The following is a 25,159-nucleotide window of genomic DNA, read 5'->3' as shown; positions in this document are numbered from 1 at the left end:
TAAGAAATTTATATTGATTTTTTTGTTGTGCCTGCTCGCCTACGATGGAATGCACGCGCCGTTGCGTACCCGATAAACAAAAAACGTTCCTGGAGTCCCGATGAGCCTCTCACCTTTCCACCTTGCGATTCCGGTTTATGACCTGGCGGCAGCCCGCACTTTTTATGGCCAAGTCTTTGGACTGGAGGAGGGCCGCTCCAGCGAGCAGTGGGTCGACTTCAACTTCTACGGGCATCAACTGGTGATTCATGAACATCCCAAGACCGCGTCCCAGGAAAGCGTGCACAGCAACGCGGTGGATGGCCACGATGTGCCGGTGCCGCATTTTGGCGTGGTGTTGGCGTGGGCTGAATGGGAAGCGCTGGCCGAGCGGTTGAAGTCCTTCGGCACGCAATTCGTGATCGAACCCTACGTGCGCTTCAAGGGCCAGGTCGGCGAGCAGGCGACGATGTTCCTGTTCGATCCGTGCGGCAATGCGCTGGAGTTCAAGGCGTTCAAGGACATGAGCCAGTTATTCGCGAAATAACGATTGGGCGTTCAAGACTGTGGGAGCAGGCTGAATGCCAAGCTCATGAACACTCACTATCCCTGTGGGACTACAACGATGCCCTGAGCACCAGTGGACAATCCACGGGCCGGGTGCCCGAGACGTCGAGGGTCTCGATCAGGTGCGTGGCCGCCTGGCGACCAATCTCGTAGTACGGCAGTTGGACTGTGGTCAGTGGCGGCATGAACAATTCGGCGATGCCGATCATGTTGTCATAGCCGAGCACAGCCACATCATCGGGAATTTTCAGGCCACGGCCCAACAACCATTGATAGGCGCAAAAGGCAATGCGGTCGTTGCCGCAGACCAGGATGTCAAATTGCGGACGACCATCCACGATATGCCGTTCGAGAATGGCGGCGGTTTCACCATAGGCATCGTGGTCGGAAAGGTCGTATTGCAACAGTGCGCCAGGCGCCAGCCCGAATGCCTGGCAGGCGCGTTGCAAGCCCTGTTGACGCAGGCTCCAGGCGACGCTCTTCCTGGGCAGATTGATGCACAGCGGACGCCGGTAGCCTTGGCTCAGCGCGTGATGCACGGCGCGATACTGTCCAGCTTCATCGTCCGGCACATAGCTGACCAGTTGGCTGTCATCGGCCAGGCAATTGGCGAGCACCAGGGGCTTGCTCTTGAGTCGCTCGGGAATGCTCACCTGGCGCAACCCCATGGCGCTGAAGATCAAGCCGTCGGGGCGGTGCGACAGCATCAAGTCGATGTTCTGGTCGGTGGGCGGGCTGCTCAGCAGGTTGAGGATGAAGACATTCCAGCCAGCCTGCTGCGCGGTCTGTTCGATGGACAGCAGCAACTCGACGGCGAACGGCGTAGTCGCGGTGTCCAGTGCGAACACACCGATGGTGCGCGCCTGCAAGTTGTCGCCGCGCATCCGGCGCGCCGACAGGCTCGGTACGAACTGCAATTCATCGATGGCGCGACGTACCCGTTGAAGGGTTTCGGGGCTCAGTTTTTCCGGCGTGTTGAGCGCGCGCGAAACCGTCATCAGGGATACGCCGGCCAGCTGTGCAACGTCTTTCACGGAAGTCATGCGAAGTGTGGCCAGTCAGGTTGACGTGGAATCATGACACAGGCCCCTGGTTTCTCGCGACTCGAATGACCCGACTCACAGCCATCCCGACCCCAGCGGCCACGCCTTGGGAATGGCGACACGCCCACCCGTCCCGTTTGCCAATAGCGTCACCCCGAGGCTGTCGGGCCGTGGGTAGATGCGGCTGCTGAGGCTGAAGCGGCCGTTGTCCTCAAACACCTCGATGGACGAACGATCGAGGAACACCCGCAGGTGCAGTTGCGTTTCCTCGGGCGCTATCGAGACGCTGCGCTGGCCACTCACTTGCGCACCCGAGCGGCCGCGGTCTAGCACCAGGCGTCGCAGTGCCGCATCGTAATAGAGCAAGGTCTGTTCCTGCCCATCGGCACTGCAGCGCAAGGCGACGCCCAATTGGCCTTCGGTGCAGCCGAGCAGGTCCAGGTGCACATGGATTTCGAGCCTGTCGCCCGTCACTTGCGGCACCGAACAGTAGCCAGATTCGCCCCACGGCGCGACGCTCGGCAATGGCGCCTGGCGCAGCGCGACCAGTTCCCGTGCCGGGAACGTGCCAAGGCGATCGCCTTGCAGTTCCAGCTCGCGCGGCAAGCCGAGCATGCCGCACCAGTGATGGGCCTGGCTCGGCATCGGGCTTTCCCACATGTCCAGCCAGGCCCACACCAGGCGCCGGCCATCGACGGTTTCCAATGTTTGCGCAGCATAGAAATCGTGACCGTTATCCAGTTCGATGAACGGCCCGCCGGTGAAGTGCCAGTCGCTGTCGAGGCGGCCAATGCGATAACCGGTCTGGTACTTGTTGAGCCGTTCGTAACCCGCCGGTTGCATGCCTTGCGGCGAGTACAACAATACGTCGCGTCCGTCCAGGCGAAACAGGTCCGGGCATTCCCACATGTAGCCATCGCCGTCAGTGCCCCTGGACGCGTAGTCGAGGAATTCCCAGGCGCGCAGGTCGGTGGAGCGGTACAGCGGCAGCAGTGGTGTATCGGCCAGGCGCGCCCCGACGATCAGGTACCAGTAGCCATCCGCGTGCCAGGCCTTGGGGTCGCGAAAGTGCATGATTCCCGCTTGCGGCGCGTGCTCGATGACGGCGCCATGCTTGACGAACCGCTCGCCGTCGACACTGGTGGCCAGGCACTGGACTTGGCGGATGAAGCGTTCGTCACCCACGTCGCCCAACCAGGTATGCCCGGTGTAGATCAGCGCCAGCGTGTCGCCACACACCACCGCGCTACCGGAAAAACAACCGTCGCGGTCAAAGTCATCGCCCGGCGCCAGGGCAATGGGCAGGTGCTGCCAATGAACCAGGTCGGCGCTCTTGGCGTGGCCCCAATACATCGGGCCCCATTGGGCGTCGAAGGGATGGTGCTGGTAGAACACGTGGTACTCGCCACGAAAGAACACCACCCCGTTCGGGTCGTTCATCCAACCGGTTGGCGGGGCCAGGTGATAGTCGGGTCGATAGTCGTGGATCAGGCGCGGCAGACCATCTTCCAGAGCCTGCTGGGCCATTTCGAGAGAAGCGGGTGTTGGATTGCTCATGGTATTCAAGGACAAGGTCATAGGGCGCCCGCATGGGCCGAGCGCGGAGCGAGGCCGTCGGGCAGGTTTTCGATGGCGCGGCGCTTCAACGCCGTGCCGTGCGCGTCGAAGACGTGCAGGTGGTCGATATCCAGTTGCAGCTCGACCCGGTCACCCACCCGCCATCCAGCGTTGACTTCGCAGCGACAGATCAGCGGTTCATCGCCGCCTGTTTCCAGGTGGACGTAGGTTTCACTGCCCAGGTATTCGACCCCGGCCACGACGATTCCGGTGTTTCCCTGGGCCACGTTGAGTGACACGTGCTCCGGACGAATCCCCAGGCTCAGCGGGCTGTTCGTCGCCAGGTGGGTGCTGTCGATGGGGAGGCGCGTCATCCCCAACAAGGGGCTGTCGATCAGGCTGGTTTCGCCTGGGTGATGCAGGCTTGCCGGCAGGAAATTCATCTTGGGCGAGCCGAGGAAACCGGCGACAAAACGGCTGGCCGGACGCTCGTAGAGTTCCCGCGGCGAGCCGACCTGCTCGATGCGTCCACCGTTGAGCACGACAATCTTGTCGGCCAGGGTCATCGCTTCGACCTGGTCGTGGGTCACGTAGATCATGGTCGAACCCAGTCGCCCATGCAGGCGGGCGATTTCGTTGCGCATCTGCACGCGCAACGAGGCATCGAGGTTGGACAACGGCTCGTCGAACAGCAGGATGTCCGGCTCCCGCGCCATGGCCCGGCCCATCGCCACGCGCTGACGCTGGCCGCCCGACAGTTCCCTTGGCTTGCGTTGCAGCAGTTTGTCCAATTGCAGGATCTGCGCGGTTTTCAGCACGCGCTCGCGCAGGCTGGTCTTCTCGGTCTTGGCCAGCTTGAGGCCAAAACTGATGTTGTCGTAGACGCTCATGTGCGGGTACAGCGCATACGATTGGAACACCATGCCGACGCCACGCTCGCGCGGCTCCAGGTCGTTGACCCGGCGTCCGTCGATCAGCAGGTCGCCGCCACAGATCGAGTCCAGCCCGGCGATCAGCCGCAGCAGGGTGGACTTTCCGCAACCCGACGGGCCGACGAAGACGACGAATTCGCCTGCCGAGATTTCCAGGCTGACGTCACGAAGAATGTGTGCGCCGCCCAATTGTTTGTTCACGTTATCCAGCTTCAACTTGATCACGATGCTGTTCCTTTGTTGTCTGTGTTGGGCCTCAACCCTTTAACGCACCGGCAGTGAGGCCGGAAACGATGCGGCGCTGGAAGATCAGCACCAGAATCACCAAGGGCACCGTGACCAGCACCGACGCCGCCATCAACAAGCCCCAAGGCAGCTCATGGGGACTGCCGCCGGAAATCAGCGCGATGGCGACCGGGACCGTGCGTTGCGAGTCGGTGAGGGTGAAGGTCAGGGCGAAGAGGAACTCGTTCCATGCGGCGATGAAGGCCAAGAGCCCCGTGGTGACCAGTGCCGGCCAGAGCAGCGGCAGCAGCACGCGGGTCAGCGTGACCCAGGGTGACGCACCGTCCATGATCGCGGCCTCTTCTAACTCATGGGGCAGTTGCCCCATGAAGGTGGTCAGCACCCAGACGGTGAAGGGCAGGGTGAAAATCGTATAGCTCAGGATCAATGCCCAGGACGTGTTGTACAGGCCCAGGGCACGGATCACTTCGAACAATCCCGACAGCACCGCGACTTGGGGAAACATCGAGACACCGAGGACCATCATCAACACCGGGCCGCGCCCGCGAAACTTCACCCGGCCCAAGGCATAGGCGGCGGTCAGGCTGAGGAACAAGGCCAGGGCGACCACGCACAGCGAAACCACCAGCGAGTTGCCGATGGCCCGCAGGAACGAGGCCTGGTTGAGCACGGCGACATAGTTGGAGAAGTCCGGGTTATCGATCCAGTAGCTCACCTGGAACAGGGCACTGGACGGCTTCAGCGACGTCACGATGGCGTAGTAGAACGGAAAGACCGCATACACCAGCAGGATCCCGATCAGGCACCAGAAGCCGGCGCGCAACAGGGCTTTTTTCAGCAGGCGCGGGCTCATGAGCGCACCTCCAACTGACGACGTCCGAGGTACAGATATGCCATGGCGATCACCGCCACGACGAGGAACAGCAAGGTCGAGGCGGCGCTGCCGTAGCCGACGTCCTGGAATTCCACCAGGTGTTGGCGGGCATAGACCGACATGCTCATGGTGCTCGATGAGTTCGAGGTCAATACATAGATGACGTCGAACACCCGCAAGGAATCGAGGATGCGGAAGATCGCTGCCACTAACAATGCCGGCATCAGCAGCGGCAGGGTGACCCACCAGAACACCTTGACCGGGTGAATGCCATCGACCCTCGCGGCTTCGTAGCAATCGCTGGGCAGCATCTGCAAGGCGGCGAGCATCAGCAGCGTGACGAAGGGCACGGTCTTCCAGACGTCGACGATGATCACCGCCCACATCGACAGGTCCGCGTCGGCTGTCCAGGCTAGGGGCACGTCAATCAGGCCGAGGCCGAGCATGAGGTGATTGATGATGCCGAACTGGTCGTTGAGCATCCATGACCAGATTTTCGCCGAGACAATGGTCGGGATCGCCCAGGGAATCAGGATCAACGCCCGCACCAAGGCGCGACCGGTGAACTTGACGTTCAGCAGCAGCGCCACCAGCAGCCCGAGGACGATTTCCAGCCCCACCGACACCACGGTGAAATGCAACGTGTTGCGCACCGCATTCCACCACTGTGGATCGACGAGCAGGCCTGACCAGGCGGAACCGCTATAGAAGAGGTAGTTGCTAAAGCCGATGAAGGTGGCGTCGCCGGTGGCGGCCAGGCTGGCGTCGGTCAGGCTGAACCAGAACGTGCGCAGCAACGGCCAGGCCGCCACCAGCGCCAGGCACAGCAACATCGGGGTCAGGAACAGCCAGGCGGCGCGAACGCGGCGGCGTTGTACCGGTGTTTCCCGGGTGAGCAGTTGCTCGCCATCGTCGTGGGCGAGAGTCGTGGAGACAGACATGGTGATTTCCTTCCTTGGGGCTTACCAGCTCCGGCGTTTGATCCGTGTGAGTTCGCTTTCCAACTCGGCCAGCGCCTGGTCCACCGGCCGCTCGCCCGCGAGCACGCCATGCACTTGATCGAAGAATGCATTGGACACCCGTGGATAGCGGTCGGCCGTGATCGAGGCGGGGCGCATGACCCCGTCGTTGAGAATGCTGTGCAGTTGGCTGTAGTAAGGCATGGCCGCGAGCAACTCGGGATCCTGATAGAGCGACTCGATCACCGGGTTGTAGGCACCCACCAGGGCGCGATGTTTCTGCTGTTGGGCGCTGCTCAGGTAGCTCACCAGTTCGGCGGCGAGCTTGGGATTGGCGCTGTAGCGCGACACCGCCAGGCCCCAGCCGCCGAGGGTGGACGCGTGGCTGCCCGTGGCGCCGCCGCGGGGCAGGGGAGCGACGCCGACCTTGTCCTTGACGGCACTGTCCGGGCTTTGCACCAGGGCCCAGACATACGGCCAATTGCGCATGAACAGTGCATTGCCGGACTGGAAGACGCCGCGTCCTTCTTCCTCGGTGTAATTGAGCACGCCACGCGGGGCGATGTCGCCCACCCAGCTTTTCGCCAGGGTCAACGCCGCCCTCGAGGCCTGATTGTTCACCACGATGTCGCCTTGGGCATTGACCAGCCCGCCTTGAGGTTGGCTGCTGATCCATTCCAGCGCATTGCACGTCAGGCCTTCATAGGCGCGCCCCTGGAAAACGTAACCCCATGCGTTAGCGTTCCCGGCATCACGCTCGGCCTGCTGGACGGCCCTGGCGGTGATCGTCATTTCTTCCCAGGTCTGGGGCACGGGCTTGTTGTACTTCTCGAGCAAGTCCTTGCGGTAATACAGCAGCCCCGAGTCGGTGAACCACGGCATCGTCACCAGGCGTCCGTTCACCGTGGCGTTGTCCACCTGGGCCTGGAAATAACCTTGGGTGGCGTTGGCCGGCAGCACTTCGCGCAGGTCCATCAAGTGCTTGGCCAACATGCCCGGCCACACCATATCGATTTGGATGATGTCGATGTCGCTGGATTGCGCACTGAGGATCTGTTGATAGAACGACAACCGCTCGGTCGCCGAGTTAGGCGTGGAAACCACTTCGACGCTGTTGCCGGTCTGTTTCGACCACGCCTCGACAGCCTCCTTGCACAGTTGTAATTCCGCACCCACGGCACCGCAGGAAATCGTCAGGTTGGCAGCCATCGACAGGGTTGGAAACCCGATGCAAAGGCTGAGCAGCGCCGTCGGGACGAGCGATTTGAACTGTTTCATAAAGCCCTCTTTATTTTTGTTTTTGGAAAAGTTAACGTTAACATCGCCAAATGTAGCAGTGTATTAGCAACGAGGCATCCTTTTTTTCCTCAGGATCGATAACTCCGGACCTTGGGGGAAAGACCGGCTGCGGCAACAGAACAATAAAAACAAGACAGGGAAATCCACATGCAGAAAGCATCAAGCTGGCTACTCGCAAGCGCGCTCGGCGCCTCGGCAGTCACCTCTCAGGCCGCTACTCTGGAAGAGCGAATGGCGGCGTTTGAAGCCCGTGCCAGCGCAGCGGAAAAACGCGCCGCAGCCGCCGAACAGCAAACCCAGGCCCTCGCCAGGGAACTGCAGCAAATCAAACTCGCCACGCCAGCGGTGGCTGTTGCCGTTGCAGCCCCGGTTGCGACGCCGACCGTTGATGCGCGCCTGGCAAAACTCGAAGCCCGCCAGCAAAGCACGGAAAAGCAGGGCAGTGGCGCACACCTCACGGACGGCTTCAGCTTCAAGGGCTACGCCCGCTCCGGCTTGCTGATCAACGATGGCTTGGGCGGTGGTCGTGGCGGTCCGTACACCACGCCGGCCGGTTCTGTCGGTGGCGCTGTCGGGCGACTCGGAAACGAGGACGACACCTACATGCGCATCGACCTGTCGAAAGAGCTGTACGCGCAGAACGGCACCCGCTCCAAATTCACCGTGTCCATTGCCGACGGCGTGGAAAGCTCCAATGACTGGACTGCCGAGGAAAGCAACCTGAACGTGCGCCAGGTGTTCACCGAACTCGATCACCTCGCGGCATTCAAGGGCAACGCGATGTTCGAAAATTCGACCCTGTGGGCAGGCAAGCGCTTCGACAGGGACAATTTCGACATCCACTGGCTGGACTCCGATGTTGTCTATCTGGCCGGCACTGGCGGCGGCATCTATGACATACAGATGACCAAGGACTGGCGCTCGAACTACTCATTGATCGGTCGTAACTACGGGGACTTCAGCGAGGGCGGCGTCAATGCCGATGTGGAAAGCTACATCCTGACCTCCAACCAATTTTTCGACGGTGGGCAGTGGCAGTGGATGTTCAATGCCATCGGCTCGAAGAAAAACGACTTCGGCACCCGCGTCAACGAAGCCGGGCTGGCGCCAGCCGATTCCGGCTTGCACAGCATGGTCGCCAATCACCAGAAAACCTTTTTCGGCCGCGAAGGTTTCTTCAAGACGGCGCTGCTTTATGGCCAGGGCCTGGGGGCGGAGGTCAAGAACGTCGGCGCCGATGGCGAACTGATCGACGATGCCCGTGCCCTGCGTTTGGCGCTGTACGGCGAAACGCCCCTGGCGCCCAACTGGCGCATCGGCCCGAGCCTGCTGGCCGAGCAAAGCAAGGACCGCTACATCAAGGGTGACGATTACCGCTGGATGACCCTGAACGTGCGGTTGGCAAACGAAATCAACAGCAATTTCGAAATGGCCTACGAGATGAGCTGGCAGACCATGCAGCTCGACCCCAAGGGCTACCTGCAACGCAATGCGGTCGACGGCAACTTCTGGAAATTCACCGTCGCCCCAACCTTCAAGCCAGACCTGGGCGATCTGCTCACGCGTCCCGAGCTGCGTCTGTTCGCCAGCGTCATGAACTGGTCGTCGGACCTGGACAGGTACAGCACCACGGATTCCTTTGGCAAGACTGACTTCAACGCTGGCGGTGTGTGGCAGTACGGTATCCAGATGGAAACCTGGTTCTGATGCCCGCCAGTTGAAACCTGTGGGAGCGGGCTTGCTCGCGAAAGCATTGGATCAGCTTGCAATGATGCTGGATGTGCCGACGCCTTCGCGAGCAAGCTCGCTCCCACAGTTTTACCGAGTTGCTCACAGACCTTGCGTACGCCACACCCCTTGTGGGAGCGAGCCTGCTCGCGAAAGCATTGGATCAGCTTGCAATGATGCTGGATGTGCCGACGCCTTCGCGAGCAAGCTCGCTCCCACAGTTTTACCGAGTTGCTCACAGACCTTGCGTACGCCACACCCCTTGTGGGAGCGGGCTTGCTCGCGAAAGCATTGGATCAGCTTGCAATGATGCTGGATGTGCCGACGCCTTCGCGAGCAAGCTCGCTCCCACAGGGGCTTTGCTTGACTGATGGGTATTACCGCGCATGCCAACCCAACTGGCTTGAGATCTGCTGGGTGGCATGCATCAGTTGCCTGACGTAGTCCTGCTTCAATTCTTCCCTGAAGCGAAAACACGGGAATGAAACGCTCATCCCGCCGATCACATGGCCGAAACGGTCGCGGATGGGTGCCGCCAGGCAGCGCATGTTGTCTTCGAACTCTTCGTGGTCCTCGGCATAGCCTTGCCGGCGGACGATTTCCAATTCCTGTAGGTACGCCTCGACGCTGGTCAAGGTGTTCGCCGTGCGACGCTCGAAGCTTTCCTGCGCCAGGTGCGCCAACAGCTCATCTTCTTCGAGCCAGGCCATCAGCACCTTGCCGATGCCGGTGCAGTACAACGGCGCCCGCCGGCCGATTCGCGAGTACATGCGCAGGTTGTACTTGGAGTCGATCTTGTGCACGTAGACGATGCTGCCCTCGTCGAGAATCCCCAGGTGCACGGTCTCGCCGGTCAGCTCGTTGATCCGCCGCATGCCCGGTTCCGCTTCCCGGACGATGTCCAGGTGGGGCAGGGCCTGGGCGCCCAATTCGAACAGGCGGACGCTAAGGCGATAGCGATCCTCGGCATCCTGCACCACGTATCCACGGGCCTTGAGCGACTGCAAGAAGCGATAAACCGTGGCCTTCGACATGTCCAGTTTGGTGGCGATTTCCGACACGCCGCTTTCTTCCGGATGCTCGGCCAGTGCCTCGAGCACGGCCATGGTCCGGCCCACCGCCGACACCAGATCGTTATTGGGAATGACGCTGTTGTCCATGAAGGCTCCAACGTGAAAGTAAAACCCAAGGATATACGCTAGCAGAACAAAACGCTGTTTCATTTTTGCTTGACGCGAATTGAAATCTGACTAGACTCGGGCCTTGAGATAAAAATGAAACGCCGTTTTAAAAATAAAGAAAAGGCGCGTAATGATGGATTTGACGCTTAACCATTGCCCAGATGCATGCCCGCTGAAGGTTGCTTTAGTAGGGGAATGCATGATCGAGATGCGCGGCGAGCCAGGTACCGCGATCGCCCAGACGTTCGGTGGCGATACGCTCAACACCGCGGTCTACCTGGCGCGATTGAACCCGCGTGGCGCAGTGGCCGTGGACTACATGACGGCGGTGGGCAGCGATGCGTTCAGCGTTGCCATGCGCCGTTCCTGGCTGGAAGAGGGCATCGGCGACGCCCATGTGCGTGTGCTCGAAGATGCGTTGCCTGGGCTGTACTTCATCCAGACCGATCTTCATGGCGAACGACGTTTCCTCTATTGGCGCGGGGAAGCAGCTGCGCGGCGCATGTTCGAGGGGCCCGAAGCCGAAGCCATGCTCGATGCGCTGGCCGATTACGACTACGTCTACTTGAGCGGCATCAGCCTGGCGATCCTCTTGCCGCAAGGGCGTCAACGTTTGGTCCAGGCCCTGCATCACGCTCGTCGAACGGGCACGCGCGTCGTCTTCGACAACAATTACCGTCCCCACCTTTGGTCCAATCCTGAAACGGCCCGGCAGGCCTACCGCGACGTCCTGCACCTGACTGACCTGGCGCTGGTGACCTGGGAAGACGATGCGCTGCTGTTCGGCTACCGCGACGCGGAGGCTTTGTTCAGCGCCTACGCCGAGGCAGGCATTCGCGAAGTTGCCCTCAAGCGTGGCGCCGCCAGTTGCCTGATCCAGTGCCCGACGGGGCGTCTTGAAGTACCCGCGCAAACCGTCGCCCATGTCGTCGACACCACCGCTGCCGGCGATTCGTTCAGCGCCGCTTACCTGGCCTGCCGCCTACGCGGCGGCGATCCCGAGCAGGCCGCCCGCTGGGGGCATCGCCTGGCGGCCCAGGTCGTCCAGTACCGGGGCGCGCTGATTCCCAAGGCGGCCATGCCGAACATGGGCGCGTCCTCACTTCCTTCTGTCGTACAGGCCTGACTTTATGAAAATCGTTGAAGCTCGCGTCATCGTTACCTGTCCTGGCCGCAACCTGGTCACCTTGAAAATCGTCACCGATGAAGGCCTCTATGGTATCGGCGATGCAACCTTGAATGGCCGTGAGCTGGCGGTTGTCGCTTACCTGGAGGAGCACGTCCTGCCCGCGCTGATCGGCCGTGATGCCCACCGCATCGAGGACATCTGGCAGTACCTGTATCGCGGTGCGTACTGGCGCCGGGGGCCGGTGACCATGACCGCCATCGCCGCCGTCGACGTGGCGCTGTGGGATATCAAGGCCAAGGCCGCGAACATGCCGTTGTACCAGTTGCTCGGCGGCAGGAGCCGTGAGCGGGTGATGGTCTATGGGCATGCCACCGGCAAGGACATCGAAGGCTGCCTGGACGAAGTCGCCCGCCACGTTGAGCTCGGCTACAAAGCCGTGCGCGTGCAATGCGGCGTGCCTGGCATTGCCACCACCTACGGGGTCGCCAAGCGCAGCGGTGAGCGTTATGAGCCGGCCGACAGCGACCTGCCCGCCGAACACGTGTGGGACACCGCCAAATACCTCAACTACGTGCCCAAGCTCTTCGCCGCCGTGCGCGAACGCTTTGGCGACGACTTGCACATCCTCCACGACGTGCACCATCGCCTGACGCCGATCGAAGCCGGGCGCCTGGGCAAGGCCGTGGAACCGTACAACCTGTTCTGGCTGGAAGACTGCACGCCGGCGGAAAACCAGCAGAGCTTTCGCCTGATCCGCCAGCACACCACCACACCGCTGGCCGTTGGCGAGGTGTTCAACTCGATCCATGACTGCCGCGAATTGATCCAGGAACAGTTGATCGACTACGTCCGCACGACGCTGGTGCATGCCGGCGGGATTACCCACGTGCGCCGTATTGCCGATTTCGCCGCGTTGTTCCAGGTGCGCACGGGCTTTCACGGCGCCACCGACCTGTCCCCGGTGTGCATGGGCGCGGCGCTGCATTTCGATACCTGGGTGCCCAACTTCGGCATCCAGGAACACATGCCTCACGAAGACCGCATCGATGAAGTCTTCCCCCATGCCTATCGCTTCGAGGACGGCCACTTCACGCCGGGCGAAACACCGGGGCACGGCGTCGACATTGATGAAGATCTCGCCCGCCAGTACCCCTACAAGCGCGCCAGCCTGCCGGTCAACCGTCTTGAAGACGGCACGCTCTGGCATTGGTGAAACGGTTTTAACCCTTTGAGGAAGCGGGGCGAACGTCCCGCCAGGAGTGATCCGATGAAAGCGTTCCAGGTAAGAGCACCGTTCGAGTTCGGGCTGGCCCAGGTCGACCGACCCGAGGTTGCCCCGGGTGAGGTCCAGGTCGATGTGGCTTACGCCGGCATCTGTGGCTCGGACATGCACATCATTCATGGGCAGAACGCGTTCGTGCGTTTCCCCCGTGTCACCGGCCATGAGTTTTCCGGGGTGATCCGGCAAGTGGGGGAAGGCGTCGAGCACCTGCAGGTGGGCGACCGGGTGTGCATCGATCCGGTGATCAGTTGCGGCACCTGTTACCCCTGCCGCATTGGCCGGCCCAACGTCTGCACGCGGCTGCAAGTGATCGGCGTGCACCGCGACGGTGGTTTCAGCGAGCAGGTTTGCGTACCGGCCGAGAACACCCACCGTTTGCCCGACTCGATGTCCCTAAGCCATGGCGCTCTCGTCGAACCTTATTCCATTGCCCTCAATGTGCTCGATCGCATGCAGCCACAGCCGGGCGACAGCGTGCTGATCTACGGCGCCGGGGTGATCGGCCTGACCTTGGTGCAGATGGCCAAGGCGCTGGGAATGACTGACATCACCGTCACCGATGTCATCGACAGTCGCCTGGAGACTGCCCGGGCGTTGGGCGCCAGCCGGACCCTCAACGGCCAGGAAGTCGATGTCGAAGCAGTCATGGGCGAACTGACTGACGGCGAAGGTGTGCCGTTGATCGTCGATGCCGCCTGCATACCGGCACTGATGCCGCAGATGGTGCGCCTGGCCTCGCCGGCCGGGCGCATCGGGTTGCTGGGCTTCAATGCCACGCCCAGTGACCTGGTGCAATTGGAAATGATCAAGAAGGAACTGACCTTGGTGGGCTCGCGGCTCAACAACCGCAAGTTCCCCCGGGTGATCGAGTTGATTGCCAGCGGCAAGTTGCAGGTCCAGGACCTGATCAGTCATCGCGTCACCTTCGATGACATGCCCGGCGCCATCGACCTGATCGAAAAACACCCCGAGCAAACCCGAAAAGTGCTGGTGGAGCTGACGAACGCCCATCACTGAGCCGTCTGTACCACCGTTCCATCGTGCCCGTCACGGGCACCCTCACCGAATAAACACAACAAGCGGGAGGTTCCACCATGTTTGGTCAAGGACGTAGCTTAATCATCATCATGTTGTTCCTGGCCGGGGTCATCAATTACCTCGACCGGTCGGCATTGTCTGTGGCGGCGCCTTTCATCCAGAAGGACTACGGTCTGAGTACGGGTGAGATGGGCATGATCTTCAGCAGTTTCTTCGTCGGCTATGCCGCCTTCAACTTCATCGGTGGCTGGGCCGCCGACCGTTATGGCGCCAAGACTACGTTGTTGCTGGCGATGGTCTTGTGGTCGTTGTTCAGCGGCCTCACCGTGCTGACGGTGGGCTTCGCTTCGCTGGTGCTCATCCGCATCCTGTTCGGCATGGGCGAAGGGCCGTTGAGCGTCACCACCAGCAAAATGGTGAACAACTGGTACACCCCCAAGCGCAGGGCGCGGGCCATTGGTGCGTCGATGTCCGGTACGCCGTTGGGTGGGGCGATTTCCGGTCCGGTGGTGGGTTTTATCGCCGTCACCTACGGCTGGAAGGTGTCGTTCATTATCATCATGCTGGTCGGCCTGATCTGGGCGGCCGTGTGGTTCAAGTTCGTCAAGGAACGGCCTGAAGGCGAGGGCGCCGAGGACATCCTGCGGGCCGAGGGGCAAAGCGAAATGGCGGCGCAACCGGTATTCCCGCTGCGTTTCTACCTCAAGCAGCCGACGGTGCTGTTCACCTCCCTGGCGTTCTTTTCCTATAACTACACGCTGTTCTTCTTCCTGACCTGGTTCCCCAGCTACCTGACCATGGCCCACGGCCTGAACGTCAAGGACATGAGCATCGCCACGGTCATTCCCTGGGTCTTGGGGTTCATTGGCCTGGCCCTCGGTGGCTTCATCTCTGACTTCGTGTTCAAGAAGACCGGGCGGATGATGTTCTCCCGCAAAGTCGTGCTCGTGACCTGCCTGCTGGCCTGCGCCGCCTGCATCGCCTGTGCGGGGATGGTCACGACCTTATATCCGGCGGTGATTCTCGTCGCGCTGGCGGTGTTCTTCCTCTACCTCACCGGTGCGATCTACTGGGCGATCATCCAGGACACCGTCCCGGCGGCGCGGGTGGGTGGCGTCAGTGGCTTCATGCATTTCCTGGCTAACACCTCGGGCATTGTTGGCCCGACCTTGACGGGTTTCCTGGTGCAGTTCACCGGCTCGTTCACCAGTGCGTTCCTGCTCGCTGGGCTGCTGACCGTGATCGGTGCCGTGTGCGTGGCGCGCTACGTGAAACCGCTGTCCGTGGCGGACACCGGCCAGTCGGCGGCACAAAGCCCGCAACCCGCGTCGGCCCTGGGCCATCCCTGAACAGAAGGAGTGAATCGATGCCCGTAGTGAACCGCGTACCTTGCACCGGTAGCGCAACGCAGATCGGTATCGTGCACCTGGGCCTGGGCGCGTTTCATCGCGCCCACCAGGCGGTCTATCTGCAACGCCATCTCAATCGCCATGGCACAAGCGACTGGGGTTTGTGCAGCGCCAACCTGCGCTCCAATCACACCTTGGTCGAGCAATTGCGCGAGCAGGATGGCCGCTACCACGTGGCCGAGTACCGCGATCGCGAGCAAGTGACGCTCCGGGAAATCGGTGTGCTGCGCGAGGCCTTGTATGCGGGCGAGGGCGGTCATGAACTGGAGCAATTGCTTGAGCGCATGGCCGCGCCGCAAACCCGGATCGTCACGCTCACCGTCACCGAAAAAGGCTATTGCCTGAGCCCTTCTTCCGGGCAGTTGCGCCGCGATGATCCGACGATTGCCCATGACATCGCTCATCCACACACGCCACGCTCGGCGCCGGGAATCGTCCTGGAAGCCCTGCGCCGACGTCGCGCCGCAGGCATCGCGGCGTTCACGGTGTTGTGCTGTGACAACATGCCCGACAACGGCCAGCGCACCCGCCAGGCCGTGGGTGCCCTGGCGGCGTTGCAGGATCCAGCGTTGGCGCAGTGGGTCGAGCAGCAGGTGGCGTTTCCCAGCTGCATGGTCGACCGCATCGTGCCGGCCATGGACGAGGAGTCGTTCCGCCGGTTGGAGCAGCTGGATTGCCACGACCGCGCGGCAGTGGTCAGCGAAAGTTTCAGCCAGTGGGTGATAGAGGATCACTTTCCCCTAGGCCGACCGGACTGGGAAATGGAAGGCGTGCAGATGGTCGACGACGTGCGTCCGTTTGAGACGATGAAGCTGCGCATGCTCAATGGCAGCCATTCGCTGCTGGCCTACGTGGGTTTGCTGGCGGGTCATGAATTAGTCTTCGAAGCGGTCAACGATGGGCGGCTGGCGCGCCTCATCGAGCGCTACATGGCCGAGGAAGCGGTGCCCACTTTGCACATGCCGGCCGGGATTGATCTCATGAAATATGCAGTAGATCTTCAGGCGCGTTTTGCCAACGACAGCCTGCAACACCGCTTGCGCCAGATCGCCATGGACGGCTCGCAGAAACTGCCGCAACGCTGGTTGCTCGGCGCCCAGCAATTGCTTGACCAGGGACGCGGCATCGACTGCACCGCGCTGGGCATCGCCGCCTGGATTCATTACTGCACGCAGCCGTTGCCCGGACGTCCGGCGCATGTGGTCGATGACCCGTTGAGCGCCACCTTCGCCGATCTTGCCGGACGCTTCGACGGCGCATCGCGGGTGGACGCGTTTCTCGACCTGGACGAGATATTCCCGCCGGCATTGTCGGCACACCCGGCCTTTCGCGATGCCGTGCACCGCGCCTACAGCGCCCTGGCCCGCGACGGCGTGGGCAACCTTTTGCAGACCGTTGCCACACCCAACTGACAGACAAGGAGAACAACATGGAACAGACATGGCGTTGGTTTGGCCCCAAAGACCCGATTTCCCTGGCGGACGTTCGCCAGACCGGTGCGACCGGCATCGTCACCGCGCTGCATGAGATTCCCAATGGCGAGGTGTGGCCGGTGGAGGCCATCACGGCACGCAAAGCGATGATCGAAGCGGCCGGCCTGAGCTGGTCGGTGGTGGAAAGCATCCCGGTGCATGAAGACATCAAGCGCGGTTGCGGGCGGCGCGACGAGTACATCGCCAACTACCAGCAAAGCGTGCGCAACCTGGCAAGCTGCGGCATCGATATCGTCTGCTACAACTTCATGCCGGTGCTGGATTGGACCCGCACTGACTTGTTTCATGAGCTGGAGGACGGCGGCTGGGCGTTGCGTTTCGATCAGACCGCGTTTGCCGCCTTCGACCTGTTCATTCTCCAGCGCCCCGGTGCCCAGGCCGAATACAGCGCCGAGGATATCCAGCAGGCCAAGGCCTATGTCGAGCAACTGACGCCGGTCGCGCGCGAAACCCTGGTCAATACGTTGATCGCGGGTTTGCCCGGCGCCGAAGAACATTACAGCCTGGATAATTTCCGCGACTTGCTGGGGACCTACGCTGACATAGACGAGGCCAAACTGCGTGAACACCTGGGATATTTCCTGCGCGCGGTGATCCCGGTGGCGGAGGAGGTGGGCGTGCGCATGGCGATTCACCCGGACGACCCGCCCCGGGCACTGCTCGGCTTGCCGCGCATCCTGTCTACCGCGAGTGACGCCCAATGGCTGCTCGACGCCGCGCCGAGCCCGGCCAATGGCCTGACGTTCTGTACCGGCTCCTATGGCGTGCGCGAAGACAACGACCTGGTGGCGATGGCCAAGCAGTTTGCGCCGTTCATCTATTTCACCCACCTGCGCTCGACCCGCCGGGAAGCCGACCCGCGCAGCTTCCATGAGGCTCATCATCTGGACGGCGACGTGGACATGGTCGGGGTCATCAGCGCCTTGGTGGCTGAAGAACGCCGGCGCGAACGCGAAGGCGGCCCGCGCCTGCCGCTGCGTCCGGATCACGGGCACCAACTGCTCGACGACCAGCAGCGCAAGAGCAACCCGGGCTACTCGCTGATCGGCCGTCTCAAGGGCCTGGCGGAAATCCGTGGCGTGGAACTGGCGGTGCGCCAACACCTGAACCAGACGGCGCATTAACCTTGTGGCGAGGGAGCAAGCTTCCTCGCCACAAAAGCCAATCCTCGGGCTCAGTCGCTGTTGTCTTCCGGCTCCAGCGCCTGCAGCCAGCGGTTCTCGGAGCGGCTCAGGTGCTGGCGCATCGAGGTCTGGGCGCCGAGCACATCCTTGTTGACGACGGCGCGCAGGATCGCCTCATGCTCGACGACGGCAGCTTCCCAGGTCAGGGCGTTTTCCGAGTGCTTGCTCAGGTGAGCCGAGATGGGGGTGTGTCGTTCATCAAAGAGGGCGGTGATGATTCGGACCAGGGCAGAGTTGCCGGTCATTTTTGCCAGGCGCTGATGGAACTTGCGGTCGTCCTCCAGCGGCGGCAGGCCATTGGCAATGCTTGCGCGCATGGCGTCGATGCATTCCTGCAGGTAGCGGTAATCGCTTTTCTTGCCATGCAGACATGCCAGGATCACCGACTCACCTTCGATCAGCGCACGGGCTTGCATCAGCTCGGAAGGGCTCTCGCCCAAGGGCATGGCCTGGCTTTTTCCGTCCGTGGACCTGGCCCGCACGTACACACCGGAACCCATCTTGATCTCGATGTCACCGTCTATTTCCAAGGCGATCAGCGCTTCGCGCAGCGATGGCCTGGAAACCCCCAGCAGTTGGGTCAGGTCGCGCTCGGGAGGAAGCCTGGAGCCCGCCTTGAAATCTCCTTGGGCAATGTAGCTGCGCAGTTGATCGGCGATTTTCTGATACGGCTTGCGTTCGGTGGCGTTGATCGGTGAAACCATGGGTGGCGTCCATCGGAGAATGCGCAAAGGCTACCATAGGCGCCTGATTGTGGGAGCGAGCTTGCTCCCACAGGAAAAGGGTAGCAATGACTCCGTTTCACATCACCGCGCCGATCTGCCAGGGCAGGAATTCGTTATCGCCCAAGCCGTTCTCTTCACTGCATGTGCGACGTCCGGAAGCGGTCTCCAGCATCAGTCGAAACAACCGTTCACCGGCCTGCGCCACCGACTCCACGCCATCGACGATGCCGCCGGCATTAAAGTCCATGTCCAACTCCATGCGCTGAAACAGGCGGGTGTTGGTGGCAATCTTCAAGGATGGCGTGGGTTTGCACCCATAGGTCGAACCGCGACCCGTAGTGAAGCAAATGAGATTCGCGCCGCCCGCCACCTGGCCGGTTGCCGACACCGGGTCGTAGCCAGGTGTATCCATGAACACCAGGCCTCGGGTATCGACCGCTTCGGCGTACTGGTAGACACCCATCAGCCCGCTCGCACCGGCTTTCGCCACCGCGCCCAGGGATTTTTCCAGGATGGTAGTGATGCCCCCGGCCTTGTTGCCCGGAGACGGATTGTTGTTCATGTCGCCGTCGTTGTGGCGAACGTAGGCTTCCCACCAACGGATCCGTTCCATCAGTTTTTCCGCGATTTCGACGGAAGCGGCGCGGGCCGTCAGCAAGTGTTCGGCTCCGTAGATTTCTGGTGTTTCCGAAAGAATCGCGGTGCCGCCCTGTTGCACCAGCAGATCCACGGCGGCACCAAGCGCCGGGTTGGCCGTGATGCCCGAGTAACCATCCGAGCCGCCGCACTGCAAGCCGACGCATAAGTGGCTGGCGGCAACGGTCGTTCGCCGGCATTGGTTGATGAGGGGCAGCATAGCTTCGATATGGGCGATGCCGCGTTGCACGGTTTCGCGGGTACCGCCTTCCTCCTGGATGACCAGGCTGGTCTTGAGCGCAGCGGGGCGATTCGCCAGTTCATTCATCAACGGCGTGAGCTGGTTGACCTCGCAACCGAGTCCGATCAACAGCACACCGGCAAAATTGGCGTGGTCGGCGTAACCGCGCAAGGTGCGCTTGAGAATGTCGATGCCTTCGCCCTTGGCGCCCATGCCACAGCCGCTGCCATGGGTGATTGCAACGACGCCATCGACGTTGGGGAAGTCCTTCAAGCGCTCGGCAGAGAAGGCGTTGGCGATCTGCTTGCAGACGGTGGCCGAGCAATTGACGCTGGAGACGACGCCGATGTAGTTGCGGGTGGCGATGCGTCCGTCATCGCGGACGTAGCCTTCGAACGTAGCAGGGTTCGGGCTGAGCGAGGTGGGCACATAGACGTTCCGTACGCTTTGCTCAGCGGTGGCGGCGGGCATGTCCAGGTTATGCACGTGGACGTGCTCACCGGGTTCGATGCCTTGGGTCGCCTGGCCGATGACCTGCCCGTACTTGAGCACGCGCTGGCCGGCCAACACTTTGCGCAGGGCAATCTTGTGGCCAGATGAGATCGTTTGCCGGGCGGTGAGTGTAATGCCGTCGGCGCTCACCGTCTGGCCTTCGACGATATCGCCCCGGGCCACCGCGACGTCATCGCCGGGTGCCAAGACAAGCAAGGAAGAAACTGGGTTCATGCTGCGTCCTCCGATTTCTAGCACTCGATGATTGCCTTGACGACGCCTTGCATGGGGTCGAGCAAGGTGGCGAACGAGTCGGGCACATCGGCCAGCGTGAGTCGGTGGGTGTTCAGGGCGGCATCGGGAATCAACCCGTCGCGCAAGCATTGCTCGACATGCAGGAAGTCTTCCCGGGTGGCGTTGCGGCTGCCCATCAACGTGGCTTCACGTTTGTGGAATTCAGGGTCGGAGAAGGTGATGGAATCCCGCACCACGGAGATCATCACATAGGTGCCGCCGTGGGCGATGAACTCGAACCCACGCTCCATCGCCCGGGCATTGCCGGTGGCGTCGAAGACCACGTCGAAAAAATCATCTCCGGTCAGTTCGGCCAGGGTTTGCTTGTCGCCTTCGCCGATTTGCACAGCCGCATGGATATCCAGGTGTTCCTTGCAGAACGACAAGCGGTCCTCGCGGGTATCCAGCACGGTGACTTTCGCTCCGCGCAGGCTGGCGAAGATCGCCGCGGCCATGCCGATCGGGCCGGTGCCTACCACCAGGGCGTTTTGCCCTGTCTGGACGTTGGAGCGACGCACGGCGTGAGCGCCGATCGAAAGGAATTCGATCATCGCGGCCTGATCAAGGGAAATCCCATCCGCCTTGTGCACGAATTGCTGGGGAACACTCAGGTATTGGGTGAAGGCACCGTCGCAGTGAACCCCCAGCACCTGGATCCGCGTGCAACAGTTGGTCTTGCCTTGGCGGCAGGCAATGCAGGATCCGCAAGACAAATAGGGCATCACATAGACGACGTCACCCACCGCCAACTCGCTGGCATCGTCAGTGGCGTCCACGATTCCAGAGAATTCGTGGCCCATCACGCGTGGGTATTCAAGGTACGGTTGATTGCCGGTGAAGATGTGCAAATCGGTGCCGCAGACGCCGACGCGCTTGATTCGGATGAGAATCTCGCCCGGTTTCCTGAACGGTTTTTCACGTTCGAGGGCGGTTAATGAACCGGGTTCGTTGCAGATGACAGTCAGCATGGTGAGGCTCCTTGACGTGCCTGCGGGCAATGCTTGAGCGCAGGCGGGAGGAGGGTTTGGGCGCACGGCTGCTGGAACCGAGGCGCTGTTTTTTATAATGGGCGGCAGCGATGTGCCGTTGATGCCGGTCCGAAACTACGCGCCCAAAAAAATATTGGCAAGACCAATTGTTAAAAAAATAGATTGGACTGACCAATAGTCGTAAGCGCGAGCCAACTCGCCTCCACACGTTAATACGGTGGAATCAGGTTCCGGATGTCGCGAAATTCCCTGTGGGAGCGAGCTTGCTCGCGAAAGCGGTGGATCAGCTTGCAGTGATGTTGGATATTCCGACGTCTTCGCGAGCAAGCTCGCTCCCACAATAGTCCCGCGCTGAATGCAAAGCTCATGGACACCCAAGATCCCTGTGGGAGCGAGCCTGCTCGCGAAAGCGGTGGATCAGCTTGCAGTGATGTTGGATGTGCCGACGTCTTCGCGAGCAAGCTCGCTCCCACAATAGTCCTGCGCTGAATGCAAAGCTCCTGGGAACCCAAGATCCCTGTGGGAGCGAGCTTGCTCGCGAAAGCGGTGGATCAGCTTGCAGTGATGTTGGATGTGCCGACGTCTTCGCGAGCAAGCTCGCTCCCACAATAGTCCTGCGCTGAATGCAAAGCTCATGGACACCCAAGATCCCTGTGGGAGCGAGCCTGCTCGCGAAAGCGGTGGATCAGCTTGCAGTGATGTTGGATATGCCGACGTCTTCGCGAGCAGGCTGGCTCCCACAATAGTCCTGCGCTGAATGCAAAGCTCCTGGACACCCAAGATCCCTGTGGGAGCGAGCTTGCTCGCGAAAGCGGTGGATCAGCTTGCAGTGATGTTGGATATGCCGACGTCTTCGCGAGCAAGCTCGCTCCCACAAAGTCTTGGTGGGTCAGTGACCGTGGACTGTCACGCGATTGCGTCCGGTTTTCTTCGACGTGTACAACGCCTGGTCGGCCCGAGCGATCAGTTCGGCATGGTCGTTCGCCGGCGCACTAAGGTCGGCCACGCCCAGGCTGATGGTGAAACGGATGTCCTGGCCGTTGTACTGCACCAACAAGTGCTCGACGGCCTGTCGCAAGCGTTCGGCGAAAATCCGTGCGCCGGCCCGGTCGGTGTCCGACAGCACCACGCCGAACTCCTCGCCGCCGTAACGCCCGGCCACGTCGGACTCGCGAGCATGCTCGCGCAGCAGTTGGGCGAGCTGCTCGATGACTTTGTCGCCGGCCTGGTGGCCGTAGGTGTCGTTGACGTGCTTGAAGTGGTCGATGTCCAGCATCACCAGGCTCAACGCATTGCCGTAGCGCTGGTGCCGGGCGTAGGCGGCCTTCAGGCTGCCTTCCCAATGGCCGCGGTTGTACAGGCCCGTCAGGCGATCGGTACTGGAAAGCAGCTGCAGCTGAGCATTGGCAGCCTGGATCTGATGGCGATTGGTGGCGACATCGGTGACGTCGTAGATCACCAGGCAGATGTGGTTGATGCGGTTGTCCGGCGAGCGCAGCGGCAGCAGCGTGGTGTTCTGGTACATGAACTCTTCCTGGCCGGTGATCGGCTGGTAGCTCTTGAAGCGCATCAAGTACGGGCGCTGCTCCCAGACGGTGAACGCGGGCGTGCCCAGGGTCGCGACGCTTTCCACCTTGCGGCTGAACCACTGGTGGTCGATTTCCGGGAACAGGCTGAAGAAATTCCGGTTCTGGGCGTCCTTGGGCTGGACCCCGGAGCGGTTCTCCATGAAGGTGTTCCAGACTTGCACGCGGTACTCGCGGTCGAGCACCACCACGCCGACGTCGATGCTTTGAACGATGGCCAGCAACCAGTGGAATTCGTTCAGATCGATGGATTCGTTCATGGCTCAGTTCATCAGGTAGGCGAGTTTGTGGGTCAGCCGCTCGATGGAGTCTTCCGTGAACAGCAGCAACAGATCGAACCGGATGTTCTGCCCTTCCAGGCTGTAGCTGATTTCCACCGCCAAGGTCTTTTTCCAACGGACGCGGTTCGCCTGGATCAGTTCTTCGATAGCCGCATGCTGGCCAAGAACCTGCGGATGGCCCTGGGAAAAAATCACATCGATCTGCTCGGCAATGCTGCTCAGGCACGCGCCGATCAGGATGCTCGACAGGTCCACCAACATTTCCAGGTCAGAGTAATCGGCGCTCTGGCGCTGCATCAGTTGCGCGATGTCGGCAATCTCCGAGTCATGGAAGATCAGCAGGGCTTCGCCAGCGATGCCGCTGCCGATGAATCCCTGGCAGATGGCCGTGAGTTGCTGGGAGTTGCCGACGTCGTTCAAGGCCATGTGCAATTCGCCCACCTCGAGAACGTTGACGTTCGGCACTGGCAGTTGCACGAAGACCCCCAGCACCTTGGCAATCAGCGCCGCCGCCTGGCCGATGGCAACGTTGACCGTTTCGCGAAACGCGTCCTGGAAGCTGATGGTCGCGTTCGACGCCGGCCGGTTCTGCAGCGGCGTCTTGCCGGGTTGGGTCAGCAGTCCCAACCGGTTGAGGGTCTGGCGCAGTTCGTTTTCGTCGAACGGTTTTTTCAGGAAGGCCAAGGCGCCCAGTTCATGGACGCGGCGCACGGCCTCGTCCTGGACGTCCCCTGAAATCACGATGACTTGCGCCGTGAGGCCCTCGGCGCGCAAGGCGCTCAAAACCTGGTAGCCGTCCATCTCCGGCATGGTCAGGTCGAGCAGTACTACGTGGCCCAGGCCCTGGCGTATGGCATCCATGGCCTGGCGGCCATTGACCGCCTCGGTGACTGAAACCGGCCAGTCTTGCGGCAGCGCACGCAGCACTTGCTTGCGCGCCATGGTGGAGTCGTCACACACAACCAGGGGAATCAACGGCACTGGCATGCCCAACGACGTTCAACTGTGGGGAAGGTCCTTCGTACATCACTCATAGGCGGCAGTGGCCCTCTGATTAACGAATGGAATGCAATTTGTAGCTTCTTTTAAAAACTGGACCATTAAGTCAAAGGCGTCAAATGCACTTCGTCATTTAACGCAATCGTGTCGGGCTCACCCCAAGACGCTGCTTGAACGTCGTTGCCATGTGTGCCTGTGAGCTGAAGCCGCAGGCGTGGGCGATTTCTGCGAGGGTCGCCGAGGAGTCTCGTATCAGCGCCCGGGCCTTGGCCAGGCGTCGGTCGATCAGGTAGCCGTGGGGGCTTTTACCGGTCGCGATCTTGAAGGCCCGCATGAAATACCCCTCGGATAATCCCAGCAGTTGCGCCATGGCTCGCACGCCCAACGGTTGGTCGAGGCCAGCATCGATGAACTCATCCAGCAGACGCATGCGGCTGTCGGTGATAGAGCCTTGGGGCCGTGCCGACAGGGCTTTTTCCGATGCTGCGCGTTCAGCCAGCGCGTGGGCCCAGGCTTCCCAATCGTCGTCGAACGAGCCGAGCAGCAGCGCACGACGCATGCGTTGCGCGAGGGCGATGGCGCGCGGGTCGATGCGGTTGTTGAAGGCTCGATCGCCCGCCAACACGACGCCGTCGGTGCGCATCACCCGCAGGTATTCACCGCCGTGGGGCGACTCGGAATACACATCACACTGGGCCGGGACGAACGCCAGGCCGTTGGGCATCGCATTGAAAGGCAGTACCCGATCACTGCCGATGGCGTGCTGGCCGCGCTGGCTGTCGAAGGCAAAGCCGATCGCCGCCTGGGTCGCGACGTATCGGGCCGCGTAGGCGCTGCCGGGGAGCAATTCGATCAACCACGGGCCGGCCTCGATGCGACGGGTCGATTCAGTCGGGCTTGGTGGCTGGGGGCGGTTTCGATGGCTCATGGTGTCCATAGTAGTGAAGGGGCGGCATAAAAGTCAGGTCGGTTTTTTGAAAGCCTGGGTTCGATGACCCTGCCTAGACTGGGCAAAA

Annotated in this window: 21 protein-coding genes; 8 read left to right on the top strand and 13 right to left on the bottom strand. The window is 61.5% G+C overall.

Annotation, left to right across the window (positions count from 1 at the left end; genetic code table 11):
- Nucleotides 1-100: 100 nt before the first annotated feature.
- Complete coding sequence (locus KSS97_RS16710; RefSeq protein WP_217859678.1) at nt 101-526, top strand: VOC family protein; 426 nt, start codon at nt 101-103, stop codon at nt 524-526.
- 70 nt (nt 527-596) lie between these two features.
- On the opposite strand, the gene KSS97_RS16705 is transcribed toward KSS97_RS16710, so the two are convergent.
- The 6 genes from KSS97_RS16705 to KSS97_RS16680 all read right to left on the bottom strand — a co-directional run bounded on the left by KSS97_RS16705 (nt 597) and on the right by KSS97_RS16680 (nt 7,435).
- Complete coding sequence (locus KSS97_RS16705; protein ID WP_198795900.1) at nt 597-1,589, bottom strand: LacI family DNA-binding transcriptional regulator; 993 nt, start codon at nt 1,587-1,589, stop codon at nt 597-599.
- A gap of 75 nt (nt 1,590-1,664) precedes the next feature.
- The gene (locus tag KSS97_RS16700; protein ID WP_198795901.1) at nt 1,665-3,167 is read right to left on the bottom strand and encodes a glycoside hydrolase family 32 protein; all 1,503 of its coding nucleotides are present in this window, start codon (nt 3,165-3,167) and stop codon (nt 1,665-1,667) included.
- On the bottom strand, nt 3,164-4,303 hold the full coding sequence (locus KSS97_RS16695; protein WP_217859677.1) for an ABC transporter ATP-binding protein: 1,140 nt from the start codon (nt 4,301-4,303) through the stop codon (nt 3,164-3,166). The genes KSS97_RS16700 and KSS97_RS16695 overlap by 4 nt, the downstream gene beginning before the upstream one ends.
- A 31-nt stretch (nt 4,304-4,334) precedes the next feature.
- The gene (locus KSS97_RS16690; RefSeq protein ID WP_217859676.1) at nt 4,335-5,177 is read right to left on the bottom strand and encodes a carbohydrate ABC transporter permease; all 843 of its coding nucleotides are present in this window, start codon (nt 5,175-5,177) and stop codon (nt 4,335-4,337) included.
- On the bottom strand, nt 5,174-6,139 hold the full coding sequence (locus tag KSS97_RS16685) for a carbohydrate ABC transporter permease (protein ID WP_217859675.1): 966 nt from the start codon (nt 6,137-6,139) through the stop codon (nt 5,174-5,176). Before KSS97_RS16685 ends, KSS97_RS16690 begins: the two co-directional genes overlap by 4 nt.
- Nucleotides 6,140-6,160: 21 nt before the next feature.
- Nucleotides 6,161-7,435, bottom strand: a complete 1,275-nt coding sequence (locus KSS97_RS16680; RefSeq protein ID WP_217859674.1) for an ABC transporter substrate-binding protein — start codon at nt 7,433-7,435, stop codon at nt 6,161-6,163.
- Between the two features lie 168 nt (nt 7,436-7,603).
- Between KSS97_RS16680 and KSS97_RS16675 the strand changes: the two genes are divergently transcribed.
- Nucleotides 7,604-9,163, top strand: a complete 1,560-nt coding sequence (locus KSS97_RS16675) for a carbohydrate porin (protein ID WP_217859673.1) — start codon at nt 7,604-7,606, stop codon at nt 9,161-9,163.
- Nucleotides 9,164-9,561: 398 nt separating this feature from the next.
- On the opposite strand, the gene kdgR is transcribed toward KSS97_RS16675, so the two are convergent.
- Complete coding sequence (gene kdgR / locus KSS97_RS16670; RefSeq protein ID WP_217859672.1) at nt 9,562-10,344, bottom strand: DNA-binding transcriptional regulator KdgR; 783 nt, start codon at nt 10,342-10,344, stop codon at nt 9,562-9,564.
- A 154-nt stretch (nt 10,345-10,498) separates the two neighbouring features.
- Between kdgR and KSS97_RS16665 the strand changes: the two genes are divergently transcribed.
- From KSS97_RS16665 to uxuA, 6 genes are all read left to right on the top strand, one after another.
- Entirely contained in the window at nt 10,499-11,491 is a 993-nt protein-coding gene (locus KSS97_RS16665) for a sugar kinase (RefSeq protein ID WP_217859671.1), read from the top strand.
- A gap of 4 nt (nt 11,492-11,495) precedes the next feature.
- Complete coding sequence (gene manD / locus KSS97_RS16660) at nt 11,496-12,707, top strand: D-mannonate dehydratase ManD (protein ID WP_217859670.1); 1,212 nt, start codon at nt 11,496-11,498, stop codon at nt 12,705-12,707.
- Nucleotides 12,708-12,761: 54 nt separating this feature from the next.
- The gene (locus tag KSS97_RS16655) at nt 12,762-13,793 is read left to right on the top strand and encodes a Zn-dependent oxidoreductase (protein ID WP_217859669.1); all 1,032 of its coding nucleotides are present in this window, start codon (nt 12,762-12,764) and stop codon (nt 13,791-13,793) included.
- Between the two features lie 77 nt (nt 13,794-13,870).
- The gene (locus tag KSS97_RS16650) at nt 13,871-15,163 is read left to right on the top strand and encodes an MFS transporter (protein WP_217859668.1); all 1,293 of its coding nucleotides are present in this window, start codon (nt 13,871-13,873) and stop codon (nt 15,161-15,163) included.
- Nucleotides 15,164-15,180: 17 nt separating this feature from the next.
- On the top strand, nt 15,181-16,635 hold the full coding sequence (locus KSS97_RS16645; protein WP_217859667.1) for a mannitol dehydrogenase family protein: 1,455 nt from the start codon (nt 15,181-15,183) through the stop codon (nt 16,633-16,635).
- A gap of 17 nt (nt 16,636-16,652) precedes the next feature.
- On the top strand, nt 16,653-17,840 hold the full coding sequence (uxuA, locus tag KSS97_RS16640; protein WP_030141585.1) for a mannonate dehydratase: 1,188 nt from the start codon (nt 16,653-16,655) through the stop codon (nt 17,838-17,840).
- 50 nt (nt 17,841-17,890) lie between these two features.
- Here the strand turns inward: uxuA and KSS97_RS16635 are convergent, their stop codons facing one another.
- From KSS97_RS16635 to KSS97_RS16610, 6 genes are all read right to left on the bottom strand, one after another.
- Nucleotides 17,891-18,604 carry a FadR/GntR family transcriptional regulator gene (locus tag KSS97_RS16635; RefSeq protein ID WP_217859666.1) on the bottom strand — a complete coding sequence of 238 codons (714 nt, stop codon included), beginning with the start codon at nt 18,602-18,604 and terminating at the stop codon, nt 17,891-17,893.
- 97 nt (nt 18,605-18,701) lie between these two features.
- Nucleotides 18,702-20,228, bottom strand: a complete 1,527-nt coding sequence (locus tag KSS97_RS16630) for a UxaA family hydrolase (protein ID WP_217859665.1) — start codon at nt 20,226-20,228, stop codon at nt 18,702-18,704.
- Nucleotides 20,229-20,245: 17 nt separating this feature from the next.
- A complete protein-coding gene (locus KSS97_RS16625) occupies nt 20,246-21,256 on the bottom strand; it encodes a zinc-binding alcohol dehydrogenase family protein (RefSeq protein WP_217859664.1) in 1,011 nt (336 codons plus the stop codon).
- Between the two features lie 910 nt (nt 21,257-22,166).
- Complete coding sequence (locus KSS97_RS16620) at nt 22,167-23,123, bottom strand: sensor domain-containing diguanylate cyclase (RefSeq protein WP_217859663.1); 957 nt, start codon at nt 23,121-23,123, stop codon at nt 22,167-22,169.
- Between the two features lie 3 nt (nt 23,124-23,126).
- Complete coding sequence (locus tag KSS97_RS16615) at nt 23,127-24,131, bottom strand: response regulator (protein ID WP_217859662.1); 1,005 nt, start codon at nt 24,129-24,131, stop codon at nt 23,127-23,129.
- A 145-nt stretch (nt 24,132-24,276) separates the two neighbouring features.
- Nucleotides 24,277-25,071, bottom strand: coding sequence for a helix-turn-helix transcriptional regulator (locus tag KSS97_RS16610; protein WP_217859661.1), 795 nt, complete (start codon nt 25,069-25,071; stop codon nt 24,277-24,279).
- Between the last annotated feature and the right edge of the window lie 88 nt (nt 25,072-25,159).

Origin of the sequence: Pseudomonas alvandae (assembly GCF_019141525.1) — a bacterium.
In the GTDB taxonomy this organism is placed as follows: Bacteria; Pseudomonadota; Gammaproteobacteria; order Pseudomonadales; family Pseudomonadaceae; genus Aquipseudomonas; species Aquipseudomonas alvandae.
Note: the sequence above shows the minus strand (reverse complement) of the source record. Positions and strands in the feature narration are given on the sequence as shown.

Excerpts from the sequence above, each read along its gene's own strand:
- KSS97_RS16690 (WP_217859676.1), bottom strand. The coding sequence starts at position 5,177 with ATGAGCCCGCGCCTGCTGAAAAAAGCCCTGTTGCGCGCCGGCTTCTGG.
- KSS97_RS16685 (WP_217859675.1), bottom strand. The coding sequence starts at position 6,139 with ATGTCTGTCTCCACGACTCTCGCCCACGACGATGGCGAGCAACTGCTC.
- KSS97_RS16680 (WP_217859674.1), bottom strand. The coding sequence starts at position 7,435 with ATGAAACAGTTCAAATCGCTCGTCCCGACGGCGCTGCTCAGCCTTTGC.
- KSS97_RS16610 (WP_217859661.1), bottom strand. The coding sequence starts at position 25,071 with ATGAGCCATCGAAACCGCCCCCAGCCACCAAGCCCGACTGAATCGACC.
- KSS97_RS16620 (WP_217859663.1), bottom strand. The coding sequence starts at position 23,123 with ATGAACGAATCCATCGATCTGAACGAATTCCACTGGTTGCTGGCCATC.
- uxuA (WP_030141585.1), top strand. The coding sequence starts at position 16,653 with ATGGAACAGACATGGCGTTGGTTTGGCCCCAAAGACCCGATTTCCCTG.
- KSS97_RS16710 (WP_217859678.1), top strand. The coding sequence starts at position 101 with ATGAGCCTCTCACCTTTCCACCTTGCGATTCCGGTTTATGACCTGGCG.
- KSS97_RS16630 (WP_217859665.1), bottom strand. The coding sequence starts at position 20,228 with ATGAACCCAGTTTCTTCCTTGCTTGTCTTGGCACCCGGCGATGACGTC.
- KSS97_RS16625 (WP_217859664.1), bottom strand. The coding sequence starts at position 21,256 with ATGCTGACTGTCATCTGCAACGAACCCGGTTCATTAACCGCCCTCGAA.
- KSS97_RS16650 (WP_217859668.1), top strand. The coding sequence starts at position 13,871 with ATGTTTGGTCAAGGACGTAGCTTAATCATCATCATGTTGTTCCTGGCC.
- kdgR (WP_217859672.1), bottom strand. The coding sequence starts at position 10,344 with ATGGACAACAGCGTCATTCCCAATAACGATCTGGTGTCGGCGGTGGGC.
- KSS97_RS16665 (WP_217859671.1), top strand. The coding sequence starts at position 10,499 with ATGGATTTGACGCTTAACCATTGCCCAGATGCATGCCCGCTGAAGGTT.
- KSS97_RS16700 (WP_198795901.1), bottom strand. The coding sequence starts at position 3,167 with ATGACCTTGTCCTTGAATACCATGAGCAATCCAACACCCGCTTCTCTC.
- KSS97_RS16645 (WP_217859667.1), top strand. The coding sequence starts at position 15,181 with ATGCCCGTAGTGAACCGCGTACCTTGCACCGGTAGCGCAACGCAGATC.
- KSS97_RS16705 (WP_198795900.1), bottom strand. The coding sequence starts at position 1,589 with ATGACTTCCGTGAAAGACGTTGCACAGCTGGCCGGCGTATCCCTGATG.
- KSS97_RS16635 (WP_217859666.1), bottom strand. The coding sequence starts at position 18,604 with ATGGTTTCACCGATCAACGCCACCGAACGCAAGCCGTATCAGAAAATC.
- KSS97_RS16615 (WP_217859662.1), bottom strand. The coding sequence starts at position 24,131 with ATGCCAGTGCCGTTGATTCCCCTGGTTGTGTGTGACGACTCCACCATG.
- KSS97_RS16655 (WP_217859669.1), top strand. The coding sequence starts at position 12,762 with ATGAAAGCGTTCCAGGTAAGAGCACCGTTCGAGTTCGGGCTGGCCCAG.
- manD (WP_217859670.1), top strand. The coding sequence starts at position 11,496 with ATGAAAATCGTTGAAGCTCGCGTCATCGTTACCTGTCCTGGCCGCAAC.
- KSS97_RS16675 (WP_217859673.1), top strand. The coding sequence starts at position 7,604 with ATGCAGAAAGCATCAAGCTGGCTACTCGCAAGCGCGCTCGGCGCCTCG.